Below are 20,337 nucleotides of genomic sequence, written 5' to 3'. Positions count from 1 at the left end.
CGGCCGGAGCGCTTGCGCTCCCGCCGGGGCCTGGCCGGAGCGTTTACGCTTCTCCCGCGTCCGTGAGCGTGATGGCCTGCACCGGGCAGGCCCGTACGGCCTCGCGCAGACCCGGCGGCTCGTCGCCGGCGTTCTCGCTGCCCGGGATCACGGTGGAGAAGCCGTCCTCGTCCTGTTCGAACACGGAGGGCACGGCGACCGCGCACTGGGCGGAGCCGATGCACCGGTCGGTGTCGATGGAAATACGCACGGCGGACTACCAGGTGACGGGGAGTTCGGAGACTCCCTGCAGGACGAACGGCGCGTTGACGGGCACCTGGTCGGCGGGGACCGCCAGCCGCAGCGTGGGCACGCGGCGGAAGAGGGTGGTGAGGGCGATCTCCATCTCGGCGCGGGCCAGGTTCTGGCCGATGCACTGGTGGATGCCGTAGCCGAAGCCGACGTGACGGCCGGCCGGCCGGAAGATGTCCAGGTCGTCGGGCCGGCCGAAGGACTCCGGGTCACGGTTCATCAGCATCGTCGACAGGATCACCCCGTCACCGGCCTTGATGAGGTGCCCCTCGATCTCGATGGGCTCCTTGGCGACCCGCATCAGCATGTCGCCGATGGAGGCGTATCGCATCAGTTCGTCCACGGCCCGGGGCATCAGGGACTCGTCGGCGCGCAGCGCCTCCAGCTGCTCGGGGTGAGCCAGCAGCGCCATCGTGGACAGCGCGATCATGTTCGACGTGGTCTCGTGCCCGGAGACCAGCAGGACGGTGGCGAGCATCGCCAGCTCCTGCCGGTCGACCTTGCCCTCTTCCATCTGACGCGCGATCAGCTCGTCCAGCAGTGTGTCGCCCGGCTCGGCCTGCTTGCGGCTGATCAGGTCGTCCAGATAGGCGAGGATCTCGGTGAACGCCTGCTGCGCCTGCGCGGCCTGCTCGGGGCCGGAGGAGGACAGCACGTGCCGGGAGCGCTCGTCGAAGTAGCGGTGGTCCTCATAGGGGACGCCCAGCAGCTCGCAGATGACGGCGGACGGCATCGGCAGCGCGTACTCGGTCAGCAGGTCGACTGTCGTGCCCGGTTCCTTGGCCAGCATCGTGTCGAGGAGCTCGTCGGCGTACCGCTGGATCACCGGGCGCAGGGCGTTGATCTGCCGGACGCCGAAGCTGGGCAGCACCATGCGGCGCTGGCGGGCGTGCACCGGGTCGTCGACCCCGACCAGCGGGGGCGCGGCGGCCTGCTGGCGCTGCGCCTCGATCCGCGGGGCGAGCAGCGGGAAGTTCGGGTCCAGGACGTCCGAGGAGAGCCGGGCGTCCGGGAACAGCTTGCGGCCGAGCTCGTTGCCGGTCACCAGCCAGACGACCCGGCCGTTCCAGAGGGTGACCCTGGAGATCGGCCCCTTCTCGCGCAGCTGCTCGTACCCGGGCGGCATCTGGTACGGGCAGCCGCGCTTGATCGGGTAGGCGGGAGCGTCCTCGTTCCCGTCCTCCAGCGTCTTCGGCGGCGTGTCGAGTGTGTCGGTCATGGGTTCTCCCGGGTGAGCGGCCGTGGGGCAGCGAAGTGGGGGCGGTCGGAGGGCGGGGCGGCTTTCACAGGCCGCCGGTGACGCGCAGCGCCTCGCCGTGGACGTTGCCGTTGGCGGCGGAGCCGAGGAAGACGATGGTGCGCGCCACGTCGTCGGGAGTGTTCATCCGGCCCGACGGCAGGGACGCGGCCTTGTTCTCCAGGAAGGCGGGCGAGGCGTGGGCGAGGACGTTCTCGGTGAGGGACTGGCCCGGGACCACGAGGTTCACCAGGATCCCGGCGGGCCCCAGTTCCCAGGCGAGGCTGCGGACCAGCCCGTACAGGCCGGACTTGGCGGCGCCGTAGGCACCTGCGCCGATCATGCCGGTGTCCGCCAGGCCGGCGCCGACCAGCACGATGCGGCCCCAGTCGCGGTCGCGCATGTGGGGCAGGGCGGCCTGCACGGTGTGGAAGACGGCGTCCAGGCCCGTGCGCAGGACGCGCTGCCACTGCTGTGCCGGGACGTCCTCGAAGGCGGGCATCCGCCGGCCGGGGCGCGGGATCGCGTCACCCCACTCGACCGCGTTGGCGACCAGCACGTCGATGCCACCCCACTCGGCGACGACCGCGGCGACGGCGGTGCGGGCGGAGTCCTCGTCTGCGAGGTCGTAGCGGACCACACAGGGGGTGCCCCCCGCGGCGGCGACCTGCTCGGCCGTCTCCTTCGCCCCCGCCTCGTCGGAGTGGTAGGTGATCGCGACGCGCGCGCCCTCCGCCGCGTAGGCGAGGGCGGTGGCCCGGCCGATGCCCCGGGAGGCTCCGGTGACGAGCACCACCTTGTCCGTGAGATGAGTCTTCATCGTCCTGCCTTCGTCGTCTGGTGGGCACCGTCCGGTCCGGTGCCGATGCTCTGGCCGTGCCGGAAGAAGCCGTCGGGGTCGTAGGCCCGCTTGACGGCGCGCAGCCGGGCCGCGTTCTCCCCGTAGTGGTCGCTCTCCCACTGCGCCGGCACCCGGGAGCTGGGGAAGTTGATGTACGAGCCGGTGGCCAGCGGGGCGAGGGCGGCGCCGCACCGGTCGGCCCACGCGTCGAGTTCGGCCGGGCGCCGGACCGCCGCCTCCTCGTCGCGGATCGCGATCTGAAAACCCGTCAGGAACTGGGCGTCACGATGCACGTACGCGGTCTCGGTGCGACCGACGCGGTTGGCGGCGCCGCCGAGCGCGATGCACAGCAGATAGCGCTCGTTGTCCAGGTCCGGGTTCCAGGCCTGCAACAGGGCGTCCGCCTCGACGCGTGTGACGGGCCGGCCGGTGAGCCGGTAGGCCTGCCGGGTATAGGGGTGGCGGTGGCCGACGGCGTCGGGACGGGTGCCGGTGCGGTGGCACTGCTGAACGGTCTTGGAGCCGCACAACGCCTCGTGCATGACGTCGGCGTACCGCCCGGGCGTGCCGACCTCGCGGTGCAGGGGTTTGCCGCCGGTGCGCTCGGTGAGCTCGTCGAGGGCACGTTCGAGATCCTCGGGTGCGCCGTGGTGGACGCCCCAGATCTTGATGACCGGCTTGCCGCCGGGTCCGAAGATGCCGGGCAGCACCACGAGGGAGGTGCCGAGGTCATCGGATGCCTCAGCCGCCCAGGCCTGCCAGGCCACCAGCACGTCGGCGGCGTCCTCGTGCGGCCACAGCGTCTCGAAGCCGATCAGCCGCGGGGCGTCGACCGGGCGCAGCTCGAACTCGGTGACGATCCCGAAGTTCCCGCCGCCACCACCGCGCAGCGCCCAGTACAGGTCGGGGTGCTCGTCCGCGGACGCGCGCACGGTCCGGCCGTCGGCGAGGACGACGCGGGCGGAGACGATCCGGTCGCTGCCGACGCCGAACTTGCGGGTCTGCCAGCCCAGTCCGCCGCCGCTCAGGAAGCCGCCCTGGCTGACGGTGGGGAAGGTGCCCGTGATGATCTGGCGGCCCAGCGGCTCGAGGGTGTCGAGTGCGTCGAGCGACTGGATGCCGGCGCCGATGCGCACGGTGGGGCCGTCGGCGACGGCGTGGTTCATCCGGGACAGGTCGATGACCAGGCCCGCACCGGTCGACCAGCCGTTGAAGCTGTGCCCGGCGCCGCGGACGTGCGCGGCGATGCCGGTCTCCCGGGCGTGGCGCACGCAGGCGATGACGTCGTCGACGGACTCGCAATAGGCGATGCCGTGCGGCGTGACGGTGTCGTACTCGGTGTTCTGGAGCTGCTTGGCGAGCGGGTACCCCGGATCTGACGGGAGAACGAGCTCACCCTTGAGTTCAACGCTTGGCATGGGGCTTCTTCCTCCGTGGCTTCCCGATCCGGGGTACCGGCGAATGCGCAGCTCGCCGTCCGGCCTACTTGTCGATGCCGAACTTGCGGGCGATGACCCGGTTGCCTTCGTGGCCGCGCAGCAACTCCCCCTTCGGCGAGTAGAAGTTGCCGCCGCCGACGCCCTCCCAGTGGTCGTCGGAGATGAACTCGCCGGTCACGTAAACATGGGCCTCGCCGACGTGCTCGCCCTCGGGGCTCACGGCGAGGATGTGGAAGTTGTAGGTGAAGGAGTCCGGACCGGTGGACTCCCAGTTGCCCAGGCCGATGTTCTTGGCGTTGACCTGGTAGCAGGTGACGCCGCCGTCACCCGAGAAGGACGCCAGTCCGAACACGGACCTGCCATCGTCCACCAGCTCCGTGGTCCAGGTTCCGACAAGCCTTGCGTCGGTCATGGCGATACTCCAGACGTGGTCTTCGTGTGTGTCGTGTGTCGTCATCACGGTGCCGCCCCCGGCTGGAGCGGCACTTGAACAGCCCTGCACCGGGCACTTGAAGAGCCCCGCATCGCACGGGACGGGCTTCGGTCACCTGCCGCGCCATGTCCCGGCCGCGACATATGAGTTCCGGTCGTCGCGGCGGTACCAGCCGGTGCCGGCGGTCTCCCGCTGCTCCGCCGGCTCCCCGGTGGCGGCCCGCTGCGCCAGCAGGGCCGTCAGGACCACGGTGAGGGCGGCGGTCTCCTCTGCCGAGGGACTGCCGCCGGTGATCTGCCAGGCGGTCATGGGTCTCGTCCCCTCGCCCGTCACACCGGCGGGTTGCCGTGCTTGCGGGCAGGGGTGTCCGCGTACTTGGAACGCAGCATCGCGAGCGCGCCGATCAGCGCCGAGCGGGTCTCGGCGGGATCGATGACGTCGTCCACCAGACCGCGCTCGGCGGCGTAGTAGGGGTGCATCAGCTCGGACTGGTATTCCTTGATCTTCCGCGCTCGCACGGCGTCGGGATCGTCCGCGGCGGCGATCTCCCTGCGGAAGATGACGTTGGCGGCGCCCTCGGCACCCATGACGGCTATCTCGTTGCTGGGCCAGGCCAGCGACACGTCGGCGCCGATGGACCGCGAGTCCATGACGATGTACGCGCCGCCGTACGCCTTGCGCAGGATCAGCTGTACCCGCGGGACTGTCGCGTTGCAGTAGGCGTACAGCAGTTTGGCACCGTGCCGGATGATTCCGCCGTGCTCCTGGTCCACGCCCGGCAGGAAGCCGGGTACGTCCACGAGGGTCACCAGGGGAATGCAGAAGGCGTCGCAGAACTGCACGAAACGCGCGGCCTTCTCGCTGGCGTGGATGTCGAGGACCCCGGCGAAGGCGGAGGGCTGGTTGGCCACGACGCCTGTGACGTGGCCGTCGAGACGCACGAGCGCGCAGACCACGTTGGTCGCCCAGCCTGGCTGAACCTCGAAGTACTCCCCGTCGTCGACGATCTCCTCGATGACCGCGCGTATGTCGTACGCCTGGTTGGTGTTGGCCGGGACGATCTCGCGCAGGCTCTCGGTCGGCCGACGGGCCGGGTCCTGCGACGGGTGACGCGGCGCCGTCTCACGGTTGTTGGACGGCAGCAGGGACAGCAGGTAGCGCACGTCCTCGAGGCAGGCGGCCTCGTCGTCGTAGGCGAAGGCCGCGACGCCGGAGACGGTGGCGTGGACGTCGGCGCCGCCGAGCCCGTTCTGCGTGATCTCCTCGCCGGTGACGGCCTTGACGACGTCCGGCCCGGTGATGAACATCTGCGAGGTCTCGCGCACCATGAACACGAAGTCCGTCAGCGCCGGCGAGTAGGCGGCGCCGCCCGCACACGGGCCGAGCATCACGGAGATCTGCGGGATGACGCCCGAGGCCTTCGTGTTGCGCTGGAAGATGCCCCCGTAGCCGGCGAGCGCCGTGACACCTTCCTGAATACGGGCGCCGGCGCCGTCGTTGAGGGAGACCAGGGGGGCGCCGGCCGCCAGCGCCAGGTCCATCACCTTGTGGATCTTGGCCGCGTGGGCCTCGCCGAGGGCGCCGCCGAAGATGCGGAAGTCGTGCGCGTAGACGAAGACGGTACGGCCGTGGACGGTGCCCCAGCCGGTGATCACACCGTCGGTGTAGGGCCGCTTGGCCTCCAGCCCGAACCCGGTCGCGCGATGCCGTCGCAGCGCCTCGATCTCCTGGAACGAACCCTCGTCCAGCAGGAGGTCGACGCGTTCGCGGGCGGTCAGCTTGCCCTTGGCATGCTGCCGTGCGGTGGCCTGGTCGTCGGGGCCGCCGGCCGCCAGCGCCTTGATCTCGGTGAGTTCGGTCAGCCGGTCACGTACCGGACCCTCGGTGGCGATGCTCATTCGGTGTCCTCCGGGTGCGACAGCGAGCGTGCAAGGTTCCGTTCGACCGCGCTGAGCGGGATGTCGGGGCGAAGGCGCTCGGGGTGTCCCGGCGGGGGTTTGAGAAGGGCCCGCTTCTGCTCCGGGACCAGTTCCTGCCCCGGCTCCTCCGGAGGGGGGATGTAGACCCAGATGGCGCCCGCCGCCACCAGCGACCGGAAGATGGCTCGCGTCAACGCGGTGGTTATCGACCAGGCATCCACGAGTCCCCCGTCACCGAGGACGTAACTGTCAGCAACGGCATGACCGTCCTCCTCACTTCCCGATACGCGGTGTCGAACTCGCCCACATTCACAGGAGGGGCTCAACGGCACGTGGAGGTGCGCTCGAGAACCGGCCGCGTCCCAAGCGGGGTCAAGCGCCCACCGGGCGCGGCCGCTGTGCTGTCGGGGCGGTCCACTCCACAGGCAGCAACTGCGCGACGAGGCTCAAGGAGCTCTCGTCCGCCACGGTCCGCCCGGCAGCCCCGGGCGTCGCGCGGGGGGCCTGGTCGTAGCGGGCCACGGTGACCAGATAGCGCTCCAGTGCCCGGTAGGTGCCGAACGCCCAGGCTCCGCGTTCCGCGAGGCCGCCCTCCGGTGCGAGCAGCCCGCTGTCGGGGCCGGGGAACTCTCCCTCGACGCCCGGGGGGAATCCGAACTCGTCGAACCTCAGCCTCAGTCCCTGCCCGAGCGCCTTGGTGTACGCCTCCTTCAGGGTCCACAGGCGCAGCAGGGCGGCTGTCTGCCGCGGGCCGTCCAGGGCACTCAGGGAGGCCCGTTCGGCGGGCGTGCACACGCGCCGGCGCAGCACGTCCACGCTCAGTGTGCGCGAGAGCGGTTCGGCATCGACGCCGATCCGTCCGCCGCGGCTGATGCCGACCACGATGAGCTCGCCGGTGTGGGACATCCCCACATCGACCTGCCCCAGCCCGCGCAGATGGGGCCGCCCGCCGATCTTGTAGGCGAGGTCGAGTTCGGCGGCGTCGGTGCCCAGCGCGGCCGCCGCCGTGTGCTTCAGCACCAGCCGCGCGGCGGCGAACCGGTCGCGCGCCCGGGGATCGACGGTACGCCGGTAACGCGGCCAGTCCCGGCCGAGCAACAGGCGCAGCCGGGGCCCGGTGCCGACGGCGCTCAGCCATTCCCCCCAGGTGGTGAACACCACCGCGTTGCCGCGGCGGTGCATCCCGTCCCGAACCTCGTCCCACGGTCCGGCCGGTCCCGCCACGTGCACGGGTGGGGTGATGCGAGGCCCTGGCGTCATCCGGACGGCTCCTCCCGGGCTCCCGGCGTGAGCGCGATGCCGTCGAGGTCGAGGCCGCGCCCGGTGCGATGGCGGCACAGCAGTTCGTCGAGGACGCCGGTCACACAGTCCTGAGGTGGGTCCGGCAGCGCGAGCCCCAGCCTGCGGCCGAGCCGGGACAGGGCGAGGACGGCCCAGCCGTCGTCGGCGAGGAAGGGATCGTCGCCCTCCTGCCCCTCCCGGACGGCGAGCACGGCGGCGGCCGCGACGACGAGTCCGTAGCGGTCGCTCAAGGCGCAGGCCGCGGGGCCGGACAGGGCTTCGCCGAACCCGCCCGGCAGCGGGGCGCACTGGTCGCGCAGCACACGCAGTTCCGTGCCGAAGGCTCGCGCCATTCGTGCGAGCAGCCCGGTGCGTCCTCCGCCGCGGCCCGGCCGGGCGAGCCTTTCGGCGGCGCCGACCAGGGAGGCGGCGAGGAAGTCCCCGCCGCCGGCGAAGGCCAGCGCCCGGTGGTTAAGCGGCGGCACGTCCGCGCGGCCGCTGAACAGTGCGGCGGGCGGTTCCTCCTCGATGAACCAGGAGTGGTTCGCGAGGCCGCCCAACTGAGGCACGATGACCGCCTGGCAGGCGGCGGCGCCCTCGCGGCCGAGCCCCGCGGCCGGCAGGTCCCGCACCAGTTTCGCGAGGATGCCGTGCAGCGGGTCGTCACCGGGCCGACGGTGCGAGCCGAGCACGGCGGCCAGTTCCTCCAGGCCGTCCTGGAGCAGCGTGGACACCGTGTAGGTCGCGGCGACCGTCGGCGCATGGGTCCGGCCGGGCAGCGCGCCGGCCGCCCGCAGGCACGTCGTGGTCACGGCGTCGCAGACGAGCAGGTCGGCGAAGACTCCGGCGAGCGGCCGGTGCCAGCGGCGGGCCGGGGGCCCGCGGCGCCCGTCGGTGGCCGCGCCCACCGCGGACCGCAGGACCGGGTCGACAGCCGCGGTCATGGCCCCGGCGACCAGGCAGCGGTTGACCTGGTTCATGCGCAGCGCCAGGGCGGCCCCGTCCCCGGGAGCGCCCACGAGGGCGTCGTCGGGTACCGGGCACTCGGTGAACGCCAGCCCGGAGAAGAGCGCTCCGCGCATCCCCTCGGTCGCCACGCGGGGCAACCGGTGGATCCGCCCGGGGGGCAGCCGCGCGGGGTCCACCAGCAGCACGGAGTGGGTGCGGGGGCCGGAGGCGGCGGTGCGGGCGTGGACCAGGTGGACATCCGCTCGGGCCGCGTCCGGGACGACGGCGCTGTTGCCGCTGAGGAGCATGCCCGTGCCGTCGGTCCGGCGCCGGGCGGTGATCCGCTCGCGTCGCACCCCGCCCGCCGGCGCGAGCCCCGGATGCACCACAGTGGCGCGTCCGCCGCTCAGGAGCAGCCGAGCCATGGTGCGCCGCTGTTCGGCGCTTCCGGCAGCCCATACCGCGGAGGAGGCGAACAGCGAGGTGATGCCGCCGGCGAAACCGAGCGCCACATCGCGCCGGAACACCGGCCGCAGGACCTTCAGGAGCAGGTCGGCCCGGGTCAGGGTGCCGCCGTGCCCGGCGGGGACGAACTCGGATGCGAATCCGGCCTCGGCGAGCAGCCGTTCGGTGGCCCACGCGGGCCGGCGGTCCTGTGCGGCGGTGACGAACGCCGCGAAACCGTGGGCGTTGGCCGGGTCGTACGGGTCGCCGAGCAGTGCGTCCAGACGAGCGGCCCGGCGCCGGGCGCCGGTGACCGTGCCGTCCCGGGGGCCGTCTTCGTCGGCGGTGCCGGAGGCGGGGGTGCGCCGGTCTGTGCTCCGGTCGGGGGTGCGCCGGTCTGCGCTCTGGTCGGCGGTGCGCGCCTCTGCGGTAGTGGTCATGACATTCCTGGGACGGGCAGCCCGAGCGCGTCGGCCGCGTCCTCCGCGTGCCTGCGTGCCAGTCCGAGCAGCGCGGCGCTGTCCCTGGTGATGATCTCGCGGACATGGCGGCGGGCGTCGGACAGGTCGGCCTCCTCCCCCAGGACGCGGGCGACATCCTTCTCGTTCAGCACCACTTGGTGCCGGACGCGCACGCTCACTCCCGTCGGGTCGGGCTCCACCGACCACTCGCCGGCCTGCCCGGCGATCAGAGCGGGCGGCTCGGTGAGGCTGTAGACGATGAGACCGGCACCGGGGAAGCACAGGCGTACGGCGCGGCTCTGCTCGGCACCCTCGGCCGTGGTGCGCACCATCTGGATGCCGGGGACGTCCTCGTCCAGCCGGACCTCCGTCAGCCCTGGAATACCGCCGGTCCAGGCACCCGCCCGGTGCAGAAAGCCGTAGACCAGTTCCGCGGGTCCGTCGACGCGTACCGCGTGCTCGACGGTCAGGACCAGCTCGTCGAGGACGGTCCAGCTCTCCGTGAGGCGCTTCAGGTCGGCCATGTGCCTGCGGATCAGGGCGTCGTCGAGCGGGTCCGCCGGGAGACGGCCGTCCGCCGTCGGGAACTCGCGCACCAGCGTCAGCACCGAGGAACCGCCGGGCAACTGCTCGACGTTCCAGACGCCGAGCATGCCGTCCACGGCTCCCGGGCCCGCCTCGTGGCGGAACTCGATGCGACACGAGGCGGGATCGAGGGTGCGCCGGGTGACCCAGGACGTCATGCCGTCACTGTTCAGTGCCCAGATGCGCAGGCGCTGTTCGGGGCCTTCCAGGTCGAGCTGCTCCACGTACACGTTCGGGGCGCAGAACAGCGGCCAGCGCTCGGCGTCTGCGATGAACCCGTAGACGACTCCGGCGGGTGCGGCCACCTCGATCCGATGCGTTGTGCGGTGCACGGCCGGTGCGGGCATCGGTGTTCTCCCCTTCTCGTTGCGGGCGACGACCGTATGCGCCACCCCTCGAGCGCCGGTGGAGCGGGAGTCGAGAACGGTGGTGGCGACGTGGGAGCCGCACTCGGCCCCGGCCCCACCGCCTGCCGGGTCCGGCCACACGCGCAGGTGGGCGGCACATGGGACGCCCCCCTGCGCGTGCGGATGCCCGAGGATCCGTCGCTCAGGCCGCGCGGGAAGCGTCTGCGAGCACCTGATTGACGACGTCGAGGTACTGACGCGGGGTCTCAGCCTCCTCCAGGGCCTCCTCGTCGAGGGCGACGCCGTTGTCGCGCTCGATGGCACCGGTGACCTGAAGCAGGGCCAGCGAGTCGTAGTTGAGGTCGGAGAACGGAACGTCCAGGACATCGCCGTCCAGGTCGTAGGTGTCGCTGTCACCGGCGTTGGTGCGCAGCAGGACGACCAGATCCTTGATGTCGAGCGGTTGCATCGGTGGCTCTCCCTTTTCTCGTGCCGAGCACGTACAGCGGTGAGTTGATCGGTGACAGGTCATCAGCGGTGCCTGGCTCACGCGGCAAGGCGCCGTACGACACGGATCGCACGACCCAGAAGGCGGGGCAGCGCGTCGTCCCGTACGAAGAAGTGGTCGCCGGCGACGGTGCGCGTCACCACCGGACCGGCGTTCCATCGGCGCCAGCCGTCGACCACGGAAGGCGGGGCCAGCGGGTCGCGGTTGCCGGAGACCGCGAGCAGTGGCACCGGCACCCGGCCGTCGAGTGCCGCGGTGCGGCGGGCCGCCACGCGCAGCGCGTGCGCCAGGCGCAGATCGTCGCGCAGCACGGGCAGCAACGCCCGGTGCCAGTAGTCGCCCGGCACCGCGCCGTCGGGCACGGCCCCCATGGTGCGGAGCCGGTCCGTCAACGTGGCGTCGACGGTGTGGTTGTCGGACAGATCGCTGGCCTGGTCCGGCGGCGGGCAAGCGCCGACGGCCAGCAGGGCGGGGAGCGGGAGGCCCCGTTCCCGGAGGGCCTGGGTGAGGGTGTGGGCCACCATGGCGCCCAGGCTGTGCCCGTACAGGACGTACATCTGGTCCGGCTCGGGCCTGACGCGTTCCAGCAGATCGGCGACGAGTGCCGTCCGGTCCGTCAGACGCGGTTCACGCCGTCGGCTCTCCCTGCCCGGCAGCAGCACGGGCACCGTCTCGACGCTGGGACCCAGCGGGCGCGCCCACCCGCGGAAGGCGGAGACTCCGGCTCCTGCGTGCGCGAAGCAGTACAGCCGTACGGGTGCCGCTCTGTCCGCCATGTCCGCCCCCTCCTCGGCCCTGGTTCAGCGGGCCCCATCAGCCTTGCCGACGGTGCTAGAGGCGGGCTCGAAGCAGTCACGACGACGGACGGAGTCAGGTCGTGTAGAGGTCGAAGGTCGAGGCCCGGCGAGGGCCTGCGGCGACGTCCAGGGCGGGGTCCACGCTCAGCATGGCCTGGTGCAGGCGCTGCAGTTGAGGCGACGGTTCCACGCCGAGTTCCTCGATGAGCCGTACGCGCAGCTTCCGGTAGACGTCGAGCGCCGCGGCCTGCCGGCCCGACCGGTACAGCGCCAGCATGGCCTGCGAATGCAGCCCCTCGTGCTGGGGGTGGCGCGCGATGAGGTCCCTGAGTTCGGCGATCAGTTCCGTGTGCCTGCCCAGGCGCAGTTCCGCGTCGATCCGCCGTTCCAGCACGCCGAGCCTGCTCTCCTCCAGGCGGACGGTCTCGATGGACAGCAACGATCCGACGCGTACGTCGACCAGGGCCGGACCCTGCCAGAGGTCCAGCGCCCGGCGGAGCGTTTCCGCCGCGCGCGCGTCGTCACCGGCCTCGAACGCCGCACGCCCCGCGGCCACGAGCTGCTCGTAGGCGTGCACGTCGACGCTCTCGGGCGGGATCTGCAGCACGTATCCCCCGTGCCGAGTGGCCAGGACGTCCTTGGCGTTGCGCGGGGAGTCGGGCCCCATGGCCGTGCCGAGCCGCCGGCGCAGCTGAAGGATGTAGGTCTGCAAGGTGGTCAGGGCACTGACCGGTGATTCGCCGCCCCAGATCTCCTCCATCAGGGTCGGTACGGGCATCACACGGCCCGGGTACAGCGCGAGCAGCGCCAGGATCTGTCGCGGTTTGCTCGCTGTCGGCGCGATCGGCACCCCACCGATCTCGGCACTGAGTGGACCCAGTATCTGAATCCTCATGTATCCGATCCCCCTTCGCGTCTACTTCTCCCCGAGCATGTGTTCGAGGAGCGGGTGTACTGCTGCACCGTAACGGCCGGGGATCGGCCACGCGCGGTTCCTTGAGCCCTCGTCAAGCGGACTTCCGGCCGCTTCAGAACGGCGGCAGGGTGGCGGTATAGCGTCCCGCGAGCGACGCCGCCGGCCGGGGAGCGCCGCCCCCCGGCGCACGGGCCCCGGCACGGCGGACACCTTCCGCGACTCGAATCGACGAGCGCTCCTTCTTCTCTCGCGCTCCAGGGCCCCGGTACCTGAATGTCCACCCCCATTCCACCCGCCTCCGCCGAGGCGGTCGTCGAATTTCTCACCGCGGTGGCAAGTGAAAACCTCATTACAAACGAACCATGCGGTTTTTAACGCTGTCGATCGACGCCTTCGCCCCCGGGATTCCATGCAACACGGGTGACCGGCCGGCCACCGGTTCCCCATCGGCCCCGGGAAGATCCCCGGCGACCGGCGCATCCTCCCGGCCAACTGGGCCGGAGCGGCGCGCACTTCACACGATCGGCTTCCCGTGAACCCAGCGGAAAGGGGGCCTTTCGCTGCCCGTCGGCCGACATCACCCGATGCCGGAGCCGTGCCGCCCGAGGCGCCGCATACGGACCACGGAATCCGAACGCTTGACCGTTCCTTTGCCAGGCCGCAATTGAGAACCAAACCGGTAGGTCCGTAACTTATGCGTTCGGACACGCATTCAGCGCACTCAACGGGGGATCGAGATGGCTTCGCTGCATACCCATGTTCCGGCACCTGACGTTTCCGGGCTGACCACCACGGTGCCGAAGGAGTACGTCCACCGCGCGAGCCTGGCCGAGGTGTTCCTCACCAGGTGCACGAGGCAGAGCGAGGGCCACTTCTCGCTCTTCGGCCAGTGGCCGCGGGCGCACACCTTCTTCCGGGCCGCGGACGGCAGCCGTCACGACCCGCTGCTGACCGCCGAGACGTTCCGCCAGGCCGGCCTGTTCCTGGCCCACGCCGAACTGGGAGTACCGCTGGGGCATCACTTCGTCATGTCGGACCTCTGGTTCAGCACCGAGCCCGATCAGCTGCACATCGGCTCCACTCCCACCGACATCGAGCTGAGCGCCGTGTGCACGGACGTCACCCTGCGGGGTGGCAGGGCCACCGGGTTCCGCATGGAGCTGTCCATACGGCGCGGCGGCACCGTTGTCGCCGTCGGCGGCGGCCGGTTCACCTGCATCTCGGCCGCCGTCTACCGGCGGCTGCGCGGCGATCGCCTCGGCTGCGCCCTGAGCGGCCGGCGTGGCCTGCCGCGCGCCACGATGCCACCGGCCACCGTTGGACGCGACCGGCCGGAGGACGTGGTGCTCTCGCCCACCGGGCAGCCCAACCGCTGGCTGCTGGAGCCGGATCCGGACCATCCGGTCCTGTTCGACCACGAGGGGGACCACTACCCGGGGATGGTCCTCCTGGAGGCGGCCCGGCAGGCCGCGTGCGGGCTCATGCGCCCGTACACGATCACGCCCTCCGCGATCTCCACCGTGTTCCACCGCTACGCGGAGTTCGACGAGGCGTGCGTCATCGAGGCGACACCCGCCGAATCACAGGAACCGGACCTGGCAGCCATCGAGGTGACGGGGCATCAGGACGGTCGGCAGGTCTTCACGTCCCTGCTGACCGGCCCGCTCCACTGCGCGTGAGCCGGGCATCCCGGCACGGCCCCCGCGCCCCCTCGGCGGGACGCGGGGACAGCAGAGGCCCCTGCCGGCAGCATCATCCGGCAGGGGCCACGGGCCGCTCGCTCGACGCCCGGGCGCCGAGGTCTTCAACGATCTAGCAGGCCGTGCTGAGCCGGAAACCCTTGCGCTCCTCGGCAGGCACCGCCTGGTTGCCGTTCTCGCCGGCCGACAGGATGGAGCGCTGCAGTTTCCGCAGCCAGGCGGAGGGCTCCAGCCCCTTGCTCCGCACCAGGGTGTTGCGCAACCGCTGATAGGCGTCGAGCGCCTCACCCCGGCGGCCGGATCGGTGCAGGGCCAGCATGTACTGGCCGCAGAGCGTCTCGTGGGTGGGGTAGCGCCTGATCAACACGGTCAGTTCGGCGAGCAGGGACCGGTGCTGCCCCAGGCGCAGTTCGGCCTCGATGCGCTGGTCCAGCGCACACAGCCGCGTTTCTTCCAGCCGCTTGATCTCGGTCTCCAGCTGCTTGCCGGCCTGCACGTCGACGAGTGCGGGACCGCTCCACAGAGCGAGCGCTTCCCGCAGGTACCGTGCCGCCTCCGTGAAGTCACCGGCCTCCATGGCCCTGTACCCCACCTCGGACAGTCGCTCGAACTCACGGATGTCGCTGGTGCCGTCGCCGCTGTGAAGGAGGTAACCGCCCGGGAGGGTCATCAGGACGTCCTTGGCGGTGGGCCCCTCACCCTCCCCCGACTTCTCCAGCGCTGTCGTGATCAGCTCGCGGAGTTGAAGGACGTACGTCTGGACCGTGGTCCGGGCGCTTCGCGGGGGGCCCGCGTCCCACAGCTCCTCGATCAACGCGTCCACGGGAACCACTTGGTCCGCACGCACGGCCAGGAGGGCGAGAACCTGCCGCGCTTTGGGTGCGGTTGGCGTGATCGAGACCCCGTTCACCGATACCGCCAATGTCCCCAATATTCCTATGTGCACCGCCATGTCCCCCTGTCGCTGCCGGCTATGCGGTCACCCGTTGAACCACGGGTCCCCAGTGACCGGCTCATTAAAAAACATTGCGGACGGTTTGTCAACGGAAGATCACGGAGGCCGCATTCTCCGGGCGGAACCAGGCGGGTCATGCCACTGACCTACCTAAATGCGGAGGAAACCCCCATGCGATTGAGGACGCAGACCCGCGGCAATGACTTGGCATAGATTAATTTGCCGCACCATTAAAAACCAAACGGATGGGTTTCTCATGCGACTGGACATGCTTCTAGCTGAGGCAGCAGCACCTCCCAGAGCAGGTTCAGGTGTTCCGGAGTCATCCACTCCGCATTCTTCGACGCGAGCACTTCCATTCCGGCCACCGCGATCACGATCACCGCGCCCGCCGCACTCCGCGAGACTCCGGGCGCGAGCTCGGCCGATTCCTCGGCCCGCGACAACATGGCGTGCACCCACGCCTGCCAACGCCCCCACAGATCGACACTGCTCTCCCGGGCGACCTCCGTGCCCAGCCGGAAGCCCGCGCGCACGACGGCGTCGGTCGCGACGCTCTTCATGAGGGCGTAGGTGGCGTCGACGACGGTTTGCAGTGAGGTCACCCCTTCCCGCGCCTGAAGGCGCTGCAGGATGAGTTCCACCCGCGCCTCGGCCTCTTCCTCTATCGCCGTGGCGAGGTCGTCCTTGCTGTGGAAGTGAAAGTAGAGGGCCCCCTTGCTCACCCCGGCCGCATGACTGATCGAGGGAAGCGAGGCGCGTGGAAAGCCCTCTCGCGTGAAGATCTCCGCTGCGGCCTGCCGCAATGCTTCCCGGGTCTGGATCGCCCGTTCCTGCTTGGTCATCCAAGCCTCCACTGACATCTGACGACGACGGCCGGCGCGACCACCTCGTCCACCCCTCAGCTCACCTGCTGCTCGCGGCCAAGTTAGCAAACCGTTGCGACGGTTTTGAAAGTGCTTCAGTGAAACTGGACAGGGGATTGAACAGAGATGGAGGGGATACGGAGGGACCCGCGTGGCGCTTCGGCTCAATCAGCGCGCGTTGAAAACAAACCGTCGGCCGTGCGTCGTACTCCCGCCACGGGGAGACGTCAGACGTCGGCTCCGGTTTCGGCCGTCACCGACAAGGCCTTGGCCTCCGCCATGACACGGGCTCCCCGATCAGGGGCGGTGTCGAGCCGCACCAGCACGGCGGGGGCGGTGATGGCCGGAAGGATGTGGTCGAACAGCTCGGACATGCGCAGGCTCAGATCGGCCCAGTCGGACGCGGCCTGCGAGACGAACTGGACGCCGATCCAGGCACCGAGGAAGACCGTGGCCGTCCTTTCCGGCACGACGTGCGGGAGGACCTCGCCCCTCGCCTTGGCCTCGGAGAGGAACTGCGTCGTGAGGTCCGTCCAGGCGGGCCAGGCACTGCCGAAGACATCACGGCCCTGGAGGTCCGCGGAGAGCCGGACGCCGGCGAGGAGCAGAGGTTCCCGCGGCAGCCGCGCGGCGAGCGTCAGGCCCGCGTCCACCCATTCCTGCAGCTTGAGTTCGCGGGGCAGGTGGTACTCACTGCTGATCTGCGCCTCGAGCACGCCTTGGGCGAGGGCCGCCTTGGAATCGAAGTGGAAGTACAGGGCGCCCTTGGTCACGTTGGCGCGGCTGTGGATCTCATTGATCGTGGCTGCCGCGTAACCGCGCTCGGCGAAGACGGCCGCTGCTGCCTCGAGGACGGCACGGCGGGTCCGTAGACCGCGCTCCTGCTGAGCCACGGAACCCCCCAGAGACAGAACAAAACCGAATGGGACGTACTTTAGCGCACGACTACTCTCTCCGAGGCGGGATCTTCCACCGACCCTTGTGCCGTTCGTGCGGATTCGCGGCCTGCCTCGCAGGAGTACGGAACTTCTACCAAGCGGTTCGCCCGCCGTCCACAGCGAGGCAGGATCCGGTGACGAACGAGGCCCGGTCGCTGCACAGCCACGCCGCTGCCTCAGCCACCTCCTCGGGTTCCGCCGCACGTTGCTGCGGAGCGGAGCGGAAGGCTCTCTGCTCGGCCTCGGGGTGCAGCGTGAACCATTGGTCCACCAGCTCGGAGCGTGTCAGGCCCGGAGCAATCGCGTTGACCCGGATCCCGTGCTCCGCGTACTCGACGGCGGCGGCTTTGGTCAGCCCGACGACGGCGTGCTTCGAGGCGATGTACGGGGCCGCGACCGACGTGGCGACGAGTCCCCCGACACTGCTGGTATTGACGATGGAGCCGCCCCCGGTCGGCAGCATGGCCGTGATCTCATGTCGCAGACAGTTCCAGACACCGGTCACGTTGACGTCCATGACCCGCTTGTAGGCCTCGTCGTCGGTGAGGTGCAGCGGGGTCTTCTCGATACCTGTGCCCGCGTTGTTGAAGGCGGCGTCCAGCCTGCCGTGCCGTGAGACCGCGCATTCGACCATCGCCCGGGCGTCGGCGGGGTCGGAGACATCGGCGGTGAAGAAGCTTGCCGTGGCGCCCATGTCCCGCAGCTCGTCCACGAGGTCGCGCAGGCGGGCTTCGCGGCGTGCCGCGAGGACCACGCCGGCTCCCTGCCGGGTAAAGACGCGGGCCGCCGCTGCGCCGATGCCGCTGCTGGCTCCCGTGATGAGGATGATCTTCCCGGCCAACGGCCCCCGTTCATCGCTCATTGCTCACTCCTTCCTGTCGCGTCCCGGCGTGTGCGGGGGACTCGGTGGTGTCCCACACGACGCCGGTCGACGCCTCGTGGTCCAGGGTTCGCAGGAGGTCCTCGTCGATGTCGCTCAGGGCGCGGACCACGTGCCGTACGCCCGCCCGGGTCATGAGGCTCCGCTGGTACTGGGCCTCGGTGTTGGGATGCCCGATGAACGGCACTCCCAGGGACCGAGCGACCTCGGCCACCTTCGCCACGTCGTCGATGAAGACCGCTCTGTCGTACTCGAGTCCGAAGACGTCGCGGATGATTTCGTGGATGCCCGGGCGAAAGCCGTCCGTGCACACGTAGCCGGGAGGGTCGAAGAGGTCGGTGAACTCGTCGAGGTGGCGGTCGAAATGGGATCGGTCCAAACCGCCGTAACACACCACCTGGAGGCCCAGGCGGCGCAGGAGCCGCAGCAGATCGCCCGCGCCGTCGAGGACACGCACCGGATGTCGTGCCACGTACTCTTCCCGCCGGGCGAGGTAGTCGGCCACCAGTTGACGAGGAGTCACTTCCGTCTTCGTCACCTCGGCGAAGACTGCGGCGGCGGCGAGTTGCGGCTGGGAGAAGAGTGCGTACTCGACCTCGGAGGTGTAGTCGCCGCCGTGGTCGATCACCATCTCGCGGATCACCGGACTGAAGGTGTCGTTGAGCAGGACGCCGTCGATGTTGACGGCCGCGAGACGCAGGTGCTTCAAGGCGGTGGACACGTCCATCCCCCCTCTTTCGTTCTGCTCGGCGGACTCGGGGAGTGGACGAACATCTTCAGGAGCGATATCGCTGCTGCGACGGCTGCTTGGCCAAGCCTTCGAGAATCATGGGAGCAGCCGCAAGACGCATCACCATTTCCCCATATTCGGAATGCCGGACTCCGAGCTTTTTAACGTACTTTGACCTGGCCTTGGCTGAGAAGAAAACCGGTAGGTACGTATTCTGCCTTACCGTACGTCCACGATCTCTTCACTCAGCAGTGGAGATCCCGGTGAGGTCATCGCCCGCAGCGGCGATGCGGGCGGCAGACGAGTCGGGCTGTACGCCGGGTTCTGTTCCCCGGTTCCCTCGCGGGAGCCGGGGCGACGGCCATCCATCTAGGGCCGGTGTTGCCACCGGCCTCGTGCGGTTTACCCGCGGACTCGGGCGGGCAGCCCTCGATCGTCCGCGCAGGAGCACCGAGGTGCTCCCTCTTGACCTTGCTCCGGGTGGGGTTTACCTAGCTGCCTGAATCACCCCAGGCACTGGTGGTCTCTTACACCACCGTTTCACCCTTACCGAGGACCGAGGTCCCCGGCGGTTTGCTTTCTGTGGCACTGTCCCGCGGGTCACCCCGGGTGGCCGTTAGCCACCACCCTGCCCTGTGGAGCCCGGACGTTCCTCGGGGAGCTCCCCATTAGGGGGACTCCACGCGGCCGTCCGCCCGGCTTGTCTGCCGTGTCGACCATGGTACCCGGCGGGCGTCCCGCTTCGGCGCCGCGGCCGTCGCCAGCACCGAGCCCACCAGGATCAGGGTGAAGGCGACGCCGATGCCGAGGGTCAGCTCCTCGTCCAGGAAGAGGGTGCCCGCGGCGACGGCGACCGCCGGGTTGACGTAGGTGATCACGCCGGCCCGGGTCGGGCCGATATCCTTGATCAGCTCCAGGAAGGCCACGAACGCGATCGCGGTGCAGACCACTCCCAGGCCGGCGAGGGCTGCCAGGACCTCGCCCGACGGCATGGTGGCCGGCCTGGTCAGGAAGGCCGCCGGGGCGTAGACGACGGCCGCCAGCGTCAGGCAGGGCGTGATCCGCCCTCGGCACCGCGTTCCTCGCCCTGGGCCGCGTCAGCGCAGGACTGGACGGGATCGTCGGCTACGGAGCCCAACTCTTCCGTACCGGCATGTACTTGGACGACTGGGCGGACTTCATCGACGAAGCCGGCGGCCACCGCATCGACCGCGGCCCCGGGACGCCGGCCGCGCCCACTCTCGTACGCGCCGAGAACATCACCTTCCAGTACCCGAGCGCCGACCGCCCTGCCCTCAACGACGTCTCCCTGGAGGTCCGGCGCGGCGAAGTCGTCGCACTGGTGGGCGAGAACGGCTCCGGCAAGACCACCCTCAGCAAGATCCTGTCGGCTCTCTACCTTCCCGATCAGGGAGGAGCCGTCACCTGGGACGGCACCGACACCAGAGACCTGGACGCGCATGCCACCTGGGAGCGTGTCGCCGTCGTACCGCAGTCCTACGCGAACTGGCCCCTGTCAGCGAGGGAGAACATCACCCTCGGCCAGGCCACCGAGGACGGGGATGCCGCGGTGCTCGCCGCGGCGCATGCCGCAGGCGCCGACGAGGTCATCGACGGGCTGCGCAGCGGTTTGAACACCTTGTTGGCTAAGAAGCCATCCGCTTTCCGAACGTGATCGTTTAGAGCGACCGAGGATAGGTGTCCGAAGTCGACTTGCAGGCAAGGGTGTTGATAGGCGCGGGCACGAACCTGGCGACTATGGAGTTCTTCACGCTTCGTAGTCACAGGAGGGTCCGTGCCCGCTGTCCCATCATGCCTGCT

General features: G+C 70.2%; 21 protein-coding genes, 1 other RNA gene and 1 pseudogene. 2 read left to right on the top strand and 21 right to left on the bottom strand.

The window, feature by feature from the left end; all coding sequences use genetic code 11:
* Positions 1 to 43: 43 nt before the first annotated feature.
* The 14 genes from EFK10_RS31330 to EFK10_RS31265 all read right to left on the bottom strand — a co-directional run bounded on the left by EFK10_RS31330 (position 44) and on the right by EFK10_RS31265 (position 12,426).
* The gene (locus tag EFK10_RS31330; RefSeq protein WP_127359026.1) at positions 44 to 250 is read right to left on the bottom strand and encodes a ferredoxin; all 207 of its coding nucleotides are present in this window, start codon (positions 248 to 250) and stop codon (positions 44 to 46) included.
* Positions 251 to 256: 6 nt separating this feature from the next.
* Positions 257 to 1,510 carry a cytochrome P450 gene (locus EFK10_RS31325; RefSeq protein ID WP_127359025.1) on the bottom strand — a complete coding sequence of 418 codons (1,254 nt, stop codon included), beginning with the start codon at positions 1,508 to 1,510 and terminating at the stop codon, positions 257 to 259.
* A gap of 64 nt (positions 1,511 to 1,574) precedes the next feature.
* Positions 1,575 to 2,348 (bottom strand): SDR family NAD(P)-dependent oxidoreductase, encoded by a 774-nt coding sequence (locus EFK10_RS31320; protein ID WP_127359024.1) that lies wholly within the window; start codon positions 2,346 to 2,348, stop codon positions 1,575 to 1,577.
* A complete protein-coding gene (locus tag EFK10_RS31315; RefSeq protein ID WP_127359023.1) occupies positions 2,345 to 3,787 on the bottom strand; it encodes an FAD-binding oxidoreductase in 1,443 nt (480 codons plus the stop codon). Before EFK10_RS31315 ends, EFK10_RS31320 begins: the two co-directional genes overlap by 4 nt.
* A 64-nt stretch (positions 3,788 to 3,851) precedes the next feature.
* Positions 3,852 to 4,220, bottom strand: coding sequence for a hypothetical protein (locus EFK10_RS31310; protein WP_127359022.1), 369 nt, complete (start codon positions 4,218 to 4,220; stop codon positions 3,852 to 3,854).
* 132 nt (positions 4,221 to 4,352) lie between these two features.
* Positions 4,353 to 4,550, bottom strand: a complete 198-nt coding sequence (locus EFK10_RS31305; protein WP_127359021.1) for an acyl-CoA carboxylase subunit epsilon — start codon at positions 4,548 to 4,550, stop codon at positions 4,353 to 4,355.
* Positions 4,551 to 4,570: 20 nt separating this feature from the next.
* Complete coding sequence (locus EFK10_RS31300) at positions 4,571 to 6,139, bottom strand: acyl-CoA carboxylase subunit beta (protein WP_127359020.1); 1,569 nt, start codon at positions 6,137 to 6,139, stop codon at positions 4,571 to 4,573.
* The gene (locus EFK10_RS31295; RefSeq protein WP_240677587.1) at positions 6,136 to 6,354 is read right to left on the bottom strand and encodes a DUF6059 family protein; all 219 of its coding nucleotides are present in this window, start codon (positions 6,352 to 6,354) and stop codon (positions 6,136 to 6,138) included. The genes EFK10_RS31300 and EFK10_RS31295 overlap by 4 nt, the downstream gene beginning before the upstream one ends.
* 178 nt (positions 6,355 to 6,532) lie before the next feature.
* Positions 6,533 to 7,420: a 4'-phosphopantetheinyl transferase family protein gene (locus tag EFK10_RS31290; RefSeq protein WP_127359019.1), complete on the bottom strand. Its 888-nt coding sequence runs from the start codon at positions 7,418 to 7,420 to the stop codon at positions 6,533 to 6,535.
* A complete protein-coding gene (locus EFK10_RS31285) occupies positions 7,417 to 9,273 on the bottom strand; it encodes an acyl-CoA dehydrogenase family protein (RefSeq protein WP_127359018.1) in 1,857 nt (618 codons plus the stop codon). The genes EFK10_RS31290 and EFK10_RS31285 overlap by 4 nt, the downstream gene beginning before the upstream one ends.
* The gene (locus EFK10_RS31280) at positions 9,270 to 10,226 is read right to left on the bottom strand and encodes an aromatase/cyclase (RefSeq protein WP_127359017.1); all 957 of its coding nucleotides are present in this window, start codon (positions 10,224 to 10,226) and stop codon (positions 9,270 to 9,272) included. Before EFK10_RS31280 ends, EFK10_RS31285 begins: the two co-directional genes overlap by 4 nt.
* A gap of 202 nt (positions 10,227 to 10,428) precedes the next feature.
* Entirely contained in the window at positions 10,429 to 10,695 is a 267-nt protein-coding gene (locus EFK10_RS31275; protein ID WP_127359016.1) for a phosphopantetheine-binding protein, read from the bottom strand.
* Positions 10,696 to 10,772: 77 nt separating this feature from the next.
* Positions 10,773 to 11,510 carry a thioesterase II family protein gene (locus EFK10_RS31270; protein ID WP_127359015.1) on the bottom strand — a complete coding sequence of 246 codons (738 nt, stop codon included), beginning with the start codon at positions 11,508 to 11,510 and terminating at the stop codon, positions 10,773 to 10,775.
* A 94-nt stretch (positions 11,511 to 11,604) separates the two neighbouring features.
* Positions 11,605 to 12,426, bottom strand: coding sequence for an AfsR/SARP family transcriptional regulator (locus EFK10_RS31265; RefSeq protein ID WP_127359014.1), 822 nt, complete (start codon positions 12,424 to 12,426; stop codon positions 11,605 to 11,607).
* A gap of 758 nt (positions 12,427 to 13,184) precedes the next feature.
* Between EFK10_RS31265 and EFK10_RS31260 the strand changes: the two genes are divergently transcribed.
* Positions 13,185 to 14,126 carry a ScbA/BarX family gamma-butyrolactone biosynthesis protein gene (locus EFK10_RS31260; protein ID WP_127359013.1) on the top strand — a complete coding sequence of 314 codons (942 nt, stop codon included), beginning with the start codon at positions 13,185 to 13,187 and terminating at the stop codon, positions 14,124 to 14,126.
* Positions 14,127 to 14,259: 133 nt separating this feature from the next.
* On the opposite strand, the gene EFK10_RS31255 is transcribed toward EFK10_RS31260, so the two are convergent.
* From EFK10_RS31255 to EFK10_RS53530, 7 genes and pseudogenes are all read right to left on the bottom strand, one after another.
* Positions 14,260 to 15,093 (bottom strand): AfsR/SARP family transcriptional regulator, encoded by an 834-nt coding sequence (locus EFK10_RS31255; RefSeq protein ID WP_127359069.1) that lies wholly within the window; start codon positions 15,091 to 15,093, stop codon positions 14,260 to 14,262.
* Positions 15,094 to 15,356: 263 nt separating this feature from the next.
* Complete coding sequence (locus tag EFK10_RS31250) at positions 15,357 to 15,947, bottom strand: ScbR family autoregulator-binding transcription factor (protein ID WP_164836220.1); 591 nt, start codon at positions 15,945 to 15,947, stop codon at positions 15,357 to 15,359.
* A 248-nt stretch (positions 15,948 to 16,195) separates the two neighbouring features.
* On the bottom strand, positions 16,196 to 16,861 hold the full coding sequence (locus EFK10_RS31245) for a ScbR family autoregulator-binding transcription factor (protein ID WP_127359011.1): 666 nt from the start codon (positions 16,859 to 16,861) through the stop codon (positions 16,196 to 16,198).
* 136 nt (positions 16,862 to 16,997) lie between these two features.
* Entirely contained in the window at positions 16,998 to 17,768 is a 771-nt protein-coding gene (locus EFK10_RS31240) for a glucose 1-dehydrogenase (protein WP_127359010.1), read from the bottom strand.
* On the bottom strand, positions 17,758 to 18,513 hold the full coding sequence (locus tag EFK10_RS31235) for an HAD family phosphatase (RefSeq protein ID WP_206305653.1): 756 nt from the start codon (positions 18,511 to 18,513) through the stop codon (positions 17,758 to 17,760). The genes EFK10_RS31240 and EFK10_RS31235 overlap by 11 nt, the downstream gene beginning before the upstream one ends.
* A gap of 300 nt (positions 18,514 to 18,813) precedes the next feature.
* Positions 18,814 to 19,219, bottom strand: an RNA gene (gene rnpB / locus EFK10_RS31230) — RNase P RNA component class A.
* Between the two features lie 115 nt (positions 19,220 to 19,334).
* Positions 19,335 to 19,508: pseudogene (locus EFK10_RS53530) on the bottom strand (EamA family transporter); the annotation flags it as partial.
* Between the two features lie 161 nt (positions 19,509 to 19,669).
* Between EFK10_RS53530 and EFK10_RS31220 the strand changes: the two are divergent.
* Entirely contained in the window at positions 19,670 to 20,191 is a 522-nt protein-coding gene (locus EFK10_RS31220) for an ATP-binding cassette domain-containing protein (RefSeq protein WP_240677586.1), read from the top strand.
* The last annotated feature ends 146 nt before the right edge of the window (positions 20,192 to 20,337 follow it).

The organism is Streptomyces soli (assembly GCF_003999195.1).
Taxonomy (GTDB): Bacteria; Actinomycetota; Actinomycetes; order Streptomycetales; family Streptomycetaceae; genus Actinacidiphila; species Actinacidiphila soli.
Note: the sequence above shows the minus strand (reverse complement) of the source record. Positions and strands in the feature narration are given on the sequence as shown.

Bases quoted from the DNA above. Each gene is read 5' to 3' on its own strand.
- EFK10_RS31325 (WP_127359025.1), bottom strand. From the start codon at position 1,510: ATGACCGACACACTCGACACGCCGCCGAAGACGCTGGAGGACGGGAAC.
- EFK10_RS31320 (WP_127359024.1), bottom strand. From the start codon at position 2,348: ATGAAGACTCATCTCACGGACAAGGTGGTGCTCGTCACCGGAGCCTCC.
- EFK10_RS31315 (WP_127359023.1), bottom strand. From the start codon at position 3,787: ATGCCAAGCGTTGAACTCAAGGGTGAGCTCGTTCTCCCGTCAGATCCG.
- EFK10_RS31310 (WP_127359022.1), bottom strand. From the start codon at position 4,220: ATGACCGACGCAAGGCTTGTCGGAACCTGGACCACGGAGCTGGTGGAC.
- EFK10_RS31305 (WP_127359021.1), bottom strand. From the start codon at position 4,550: ATGACCGCCTGGCAGATCACCGGCGGCAGTCCCTCGGCAGAGGAGACC.
- EFK10_RS31300 (WP_127359020.1), bottom strand. From the start codon at position 6,139: ATGAGCATCGCCACCGAGGGTCCGGTACGTGACCGGCTGACCGAACTC.
- EFK10_RS31290 (WP_127359019.1), bottom strand. From the start codon at position 7,420: ATGACGCCAGGGCCTCGCATCACCCCACCCGTGCACGTGGCGGGACCG.
- EFK10_RS31285 (WP_127359018.1), bottom strand. From the start codon at position 9,273: ATGACCACTACCGCAGAGGCGCGCACCGCCGACCAGAGCGCAGACCGG.
- EFK10_RS31280 (WP_127359017.1), bottom strand. From the start codon at position 10,226: ATGCCCGCACCGGCCGTGCACCGCACAACGCATCGGATCGAGGTGGCC.
- EFK10_RS31275 (WP_127359016.1), bottom strand. From the start codon at position 10,695: ATGCAACCGCTCGACATCAAGGATCTGGTCGTCCTGCTGCGCACCAAC.
- EFK10_RS31270 (WP_127359015.1), bottom strand. From the start codon at position 11,510: ATGGCGGACAGAGCGGCACCCGTACGGCTGTACTGCTTCGCGCACGCA.
- EFK10_RS31265 (WP_127359014.1), bottom strand. From the start codon at position 12,426: ATGAGGATTCAGATACTGGGTCCACTCAGTGCCGAGATCGGTGGGGTG.
- EFK10_RS31260 (WP_127359013.1), top strand. From the start codon at position 13,185: ATGGCTTCGCTGCATACCCATGTTCCGGCACCTGACGTTTCCGGGCTG.
- EFK10_RS31250 (WP_164836220.1), bottom strand. From the start codon at position 15,947: ATGACCAAGCAGGAACGGGCGATCCAGACCCGGGAAGCATTGCGGCAG.
- EFK10_RS31240 (WP_127359010.1), bottom strand. From the start codon at position 17,768: ATGAGCGATGAACGGGGGCCGTTGGCCGGGAAGATCATCCTCATCACG.
- EFK10_RS31235 (WP_206305653.1), bottom strand. From the start codon at position 18,513: ATGGACGTGTCCACCGCCTTGAAGCACCTGCGTCTCGCGGCCGTCAAC.
- EFK10_RS31220 (WP_240677586.1), top strand. From the start codon at position 19,670: ATGTACTTGGACGACTGGGCGGACTTCATCGACGAAGCCGGCGGCCAC.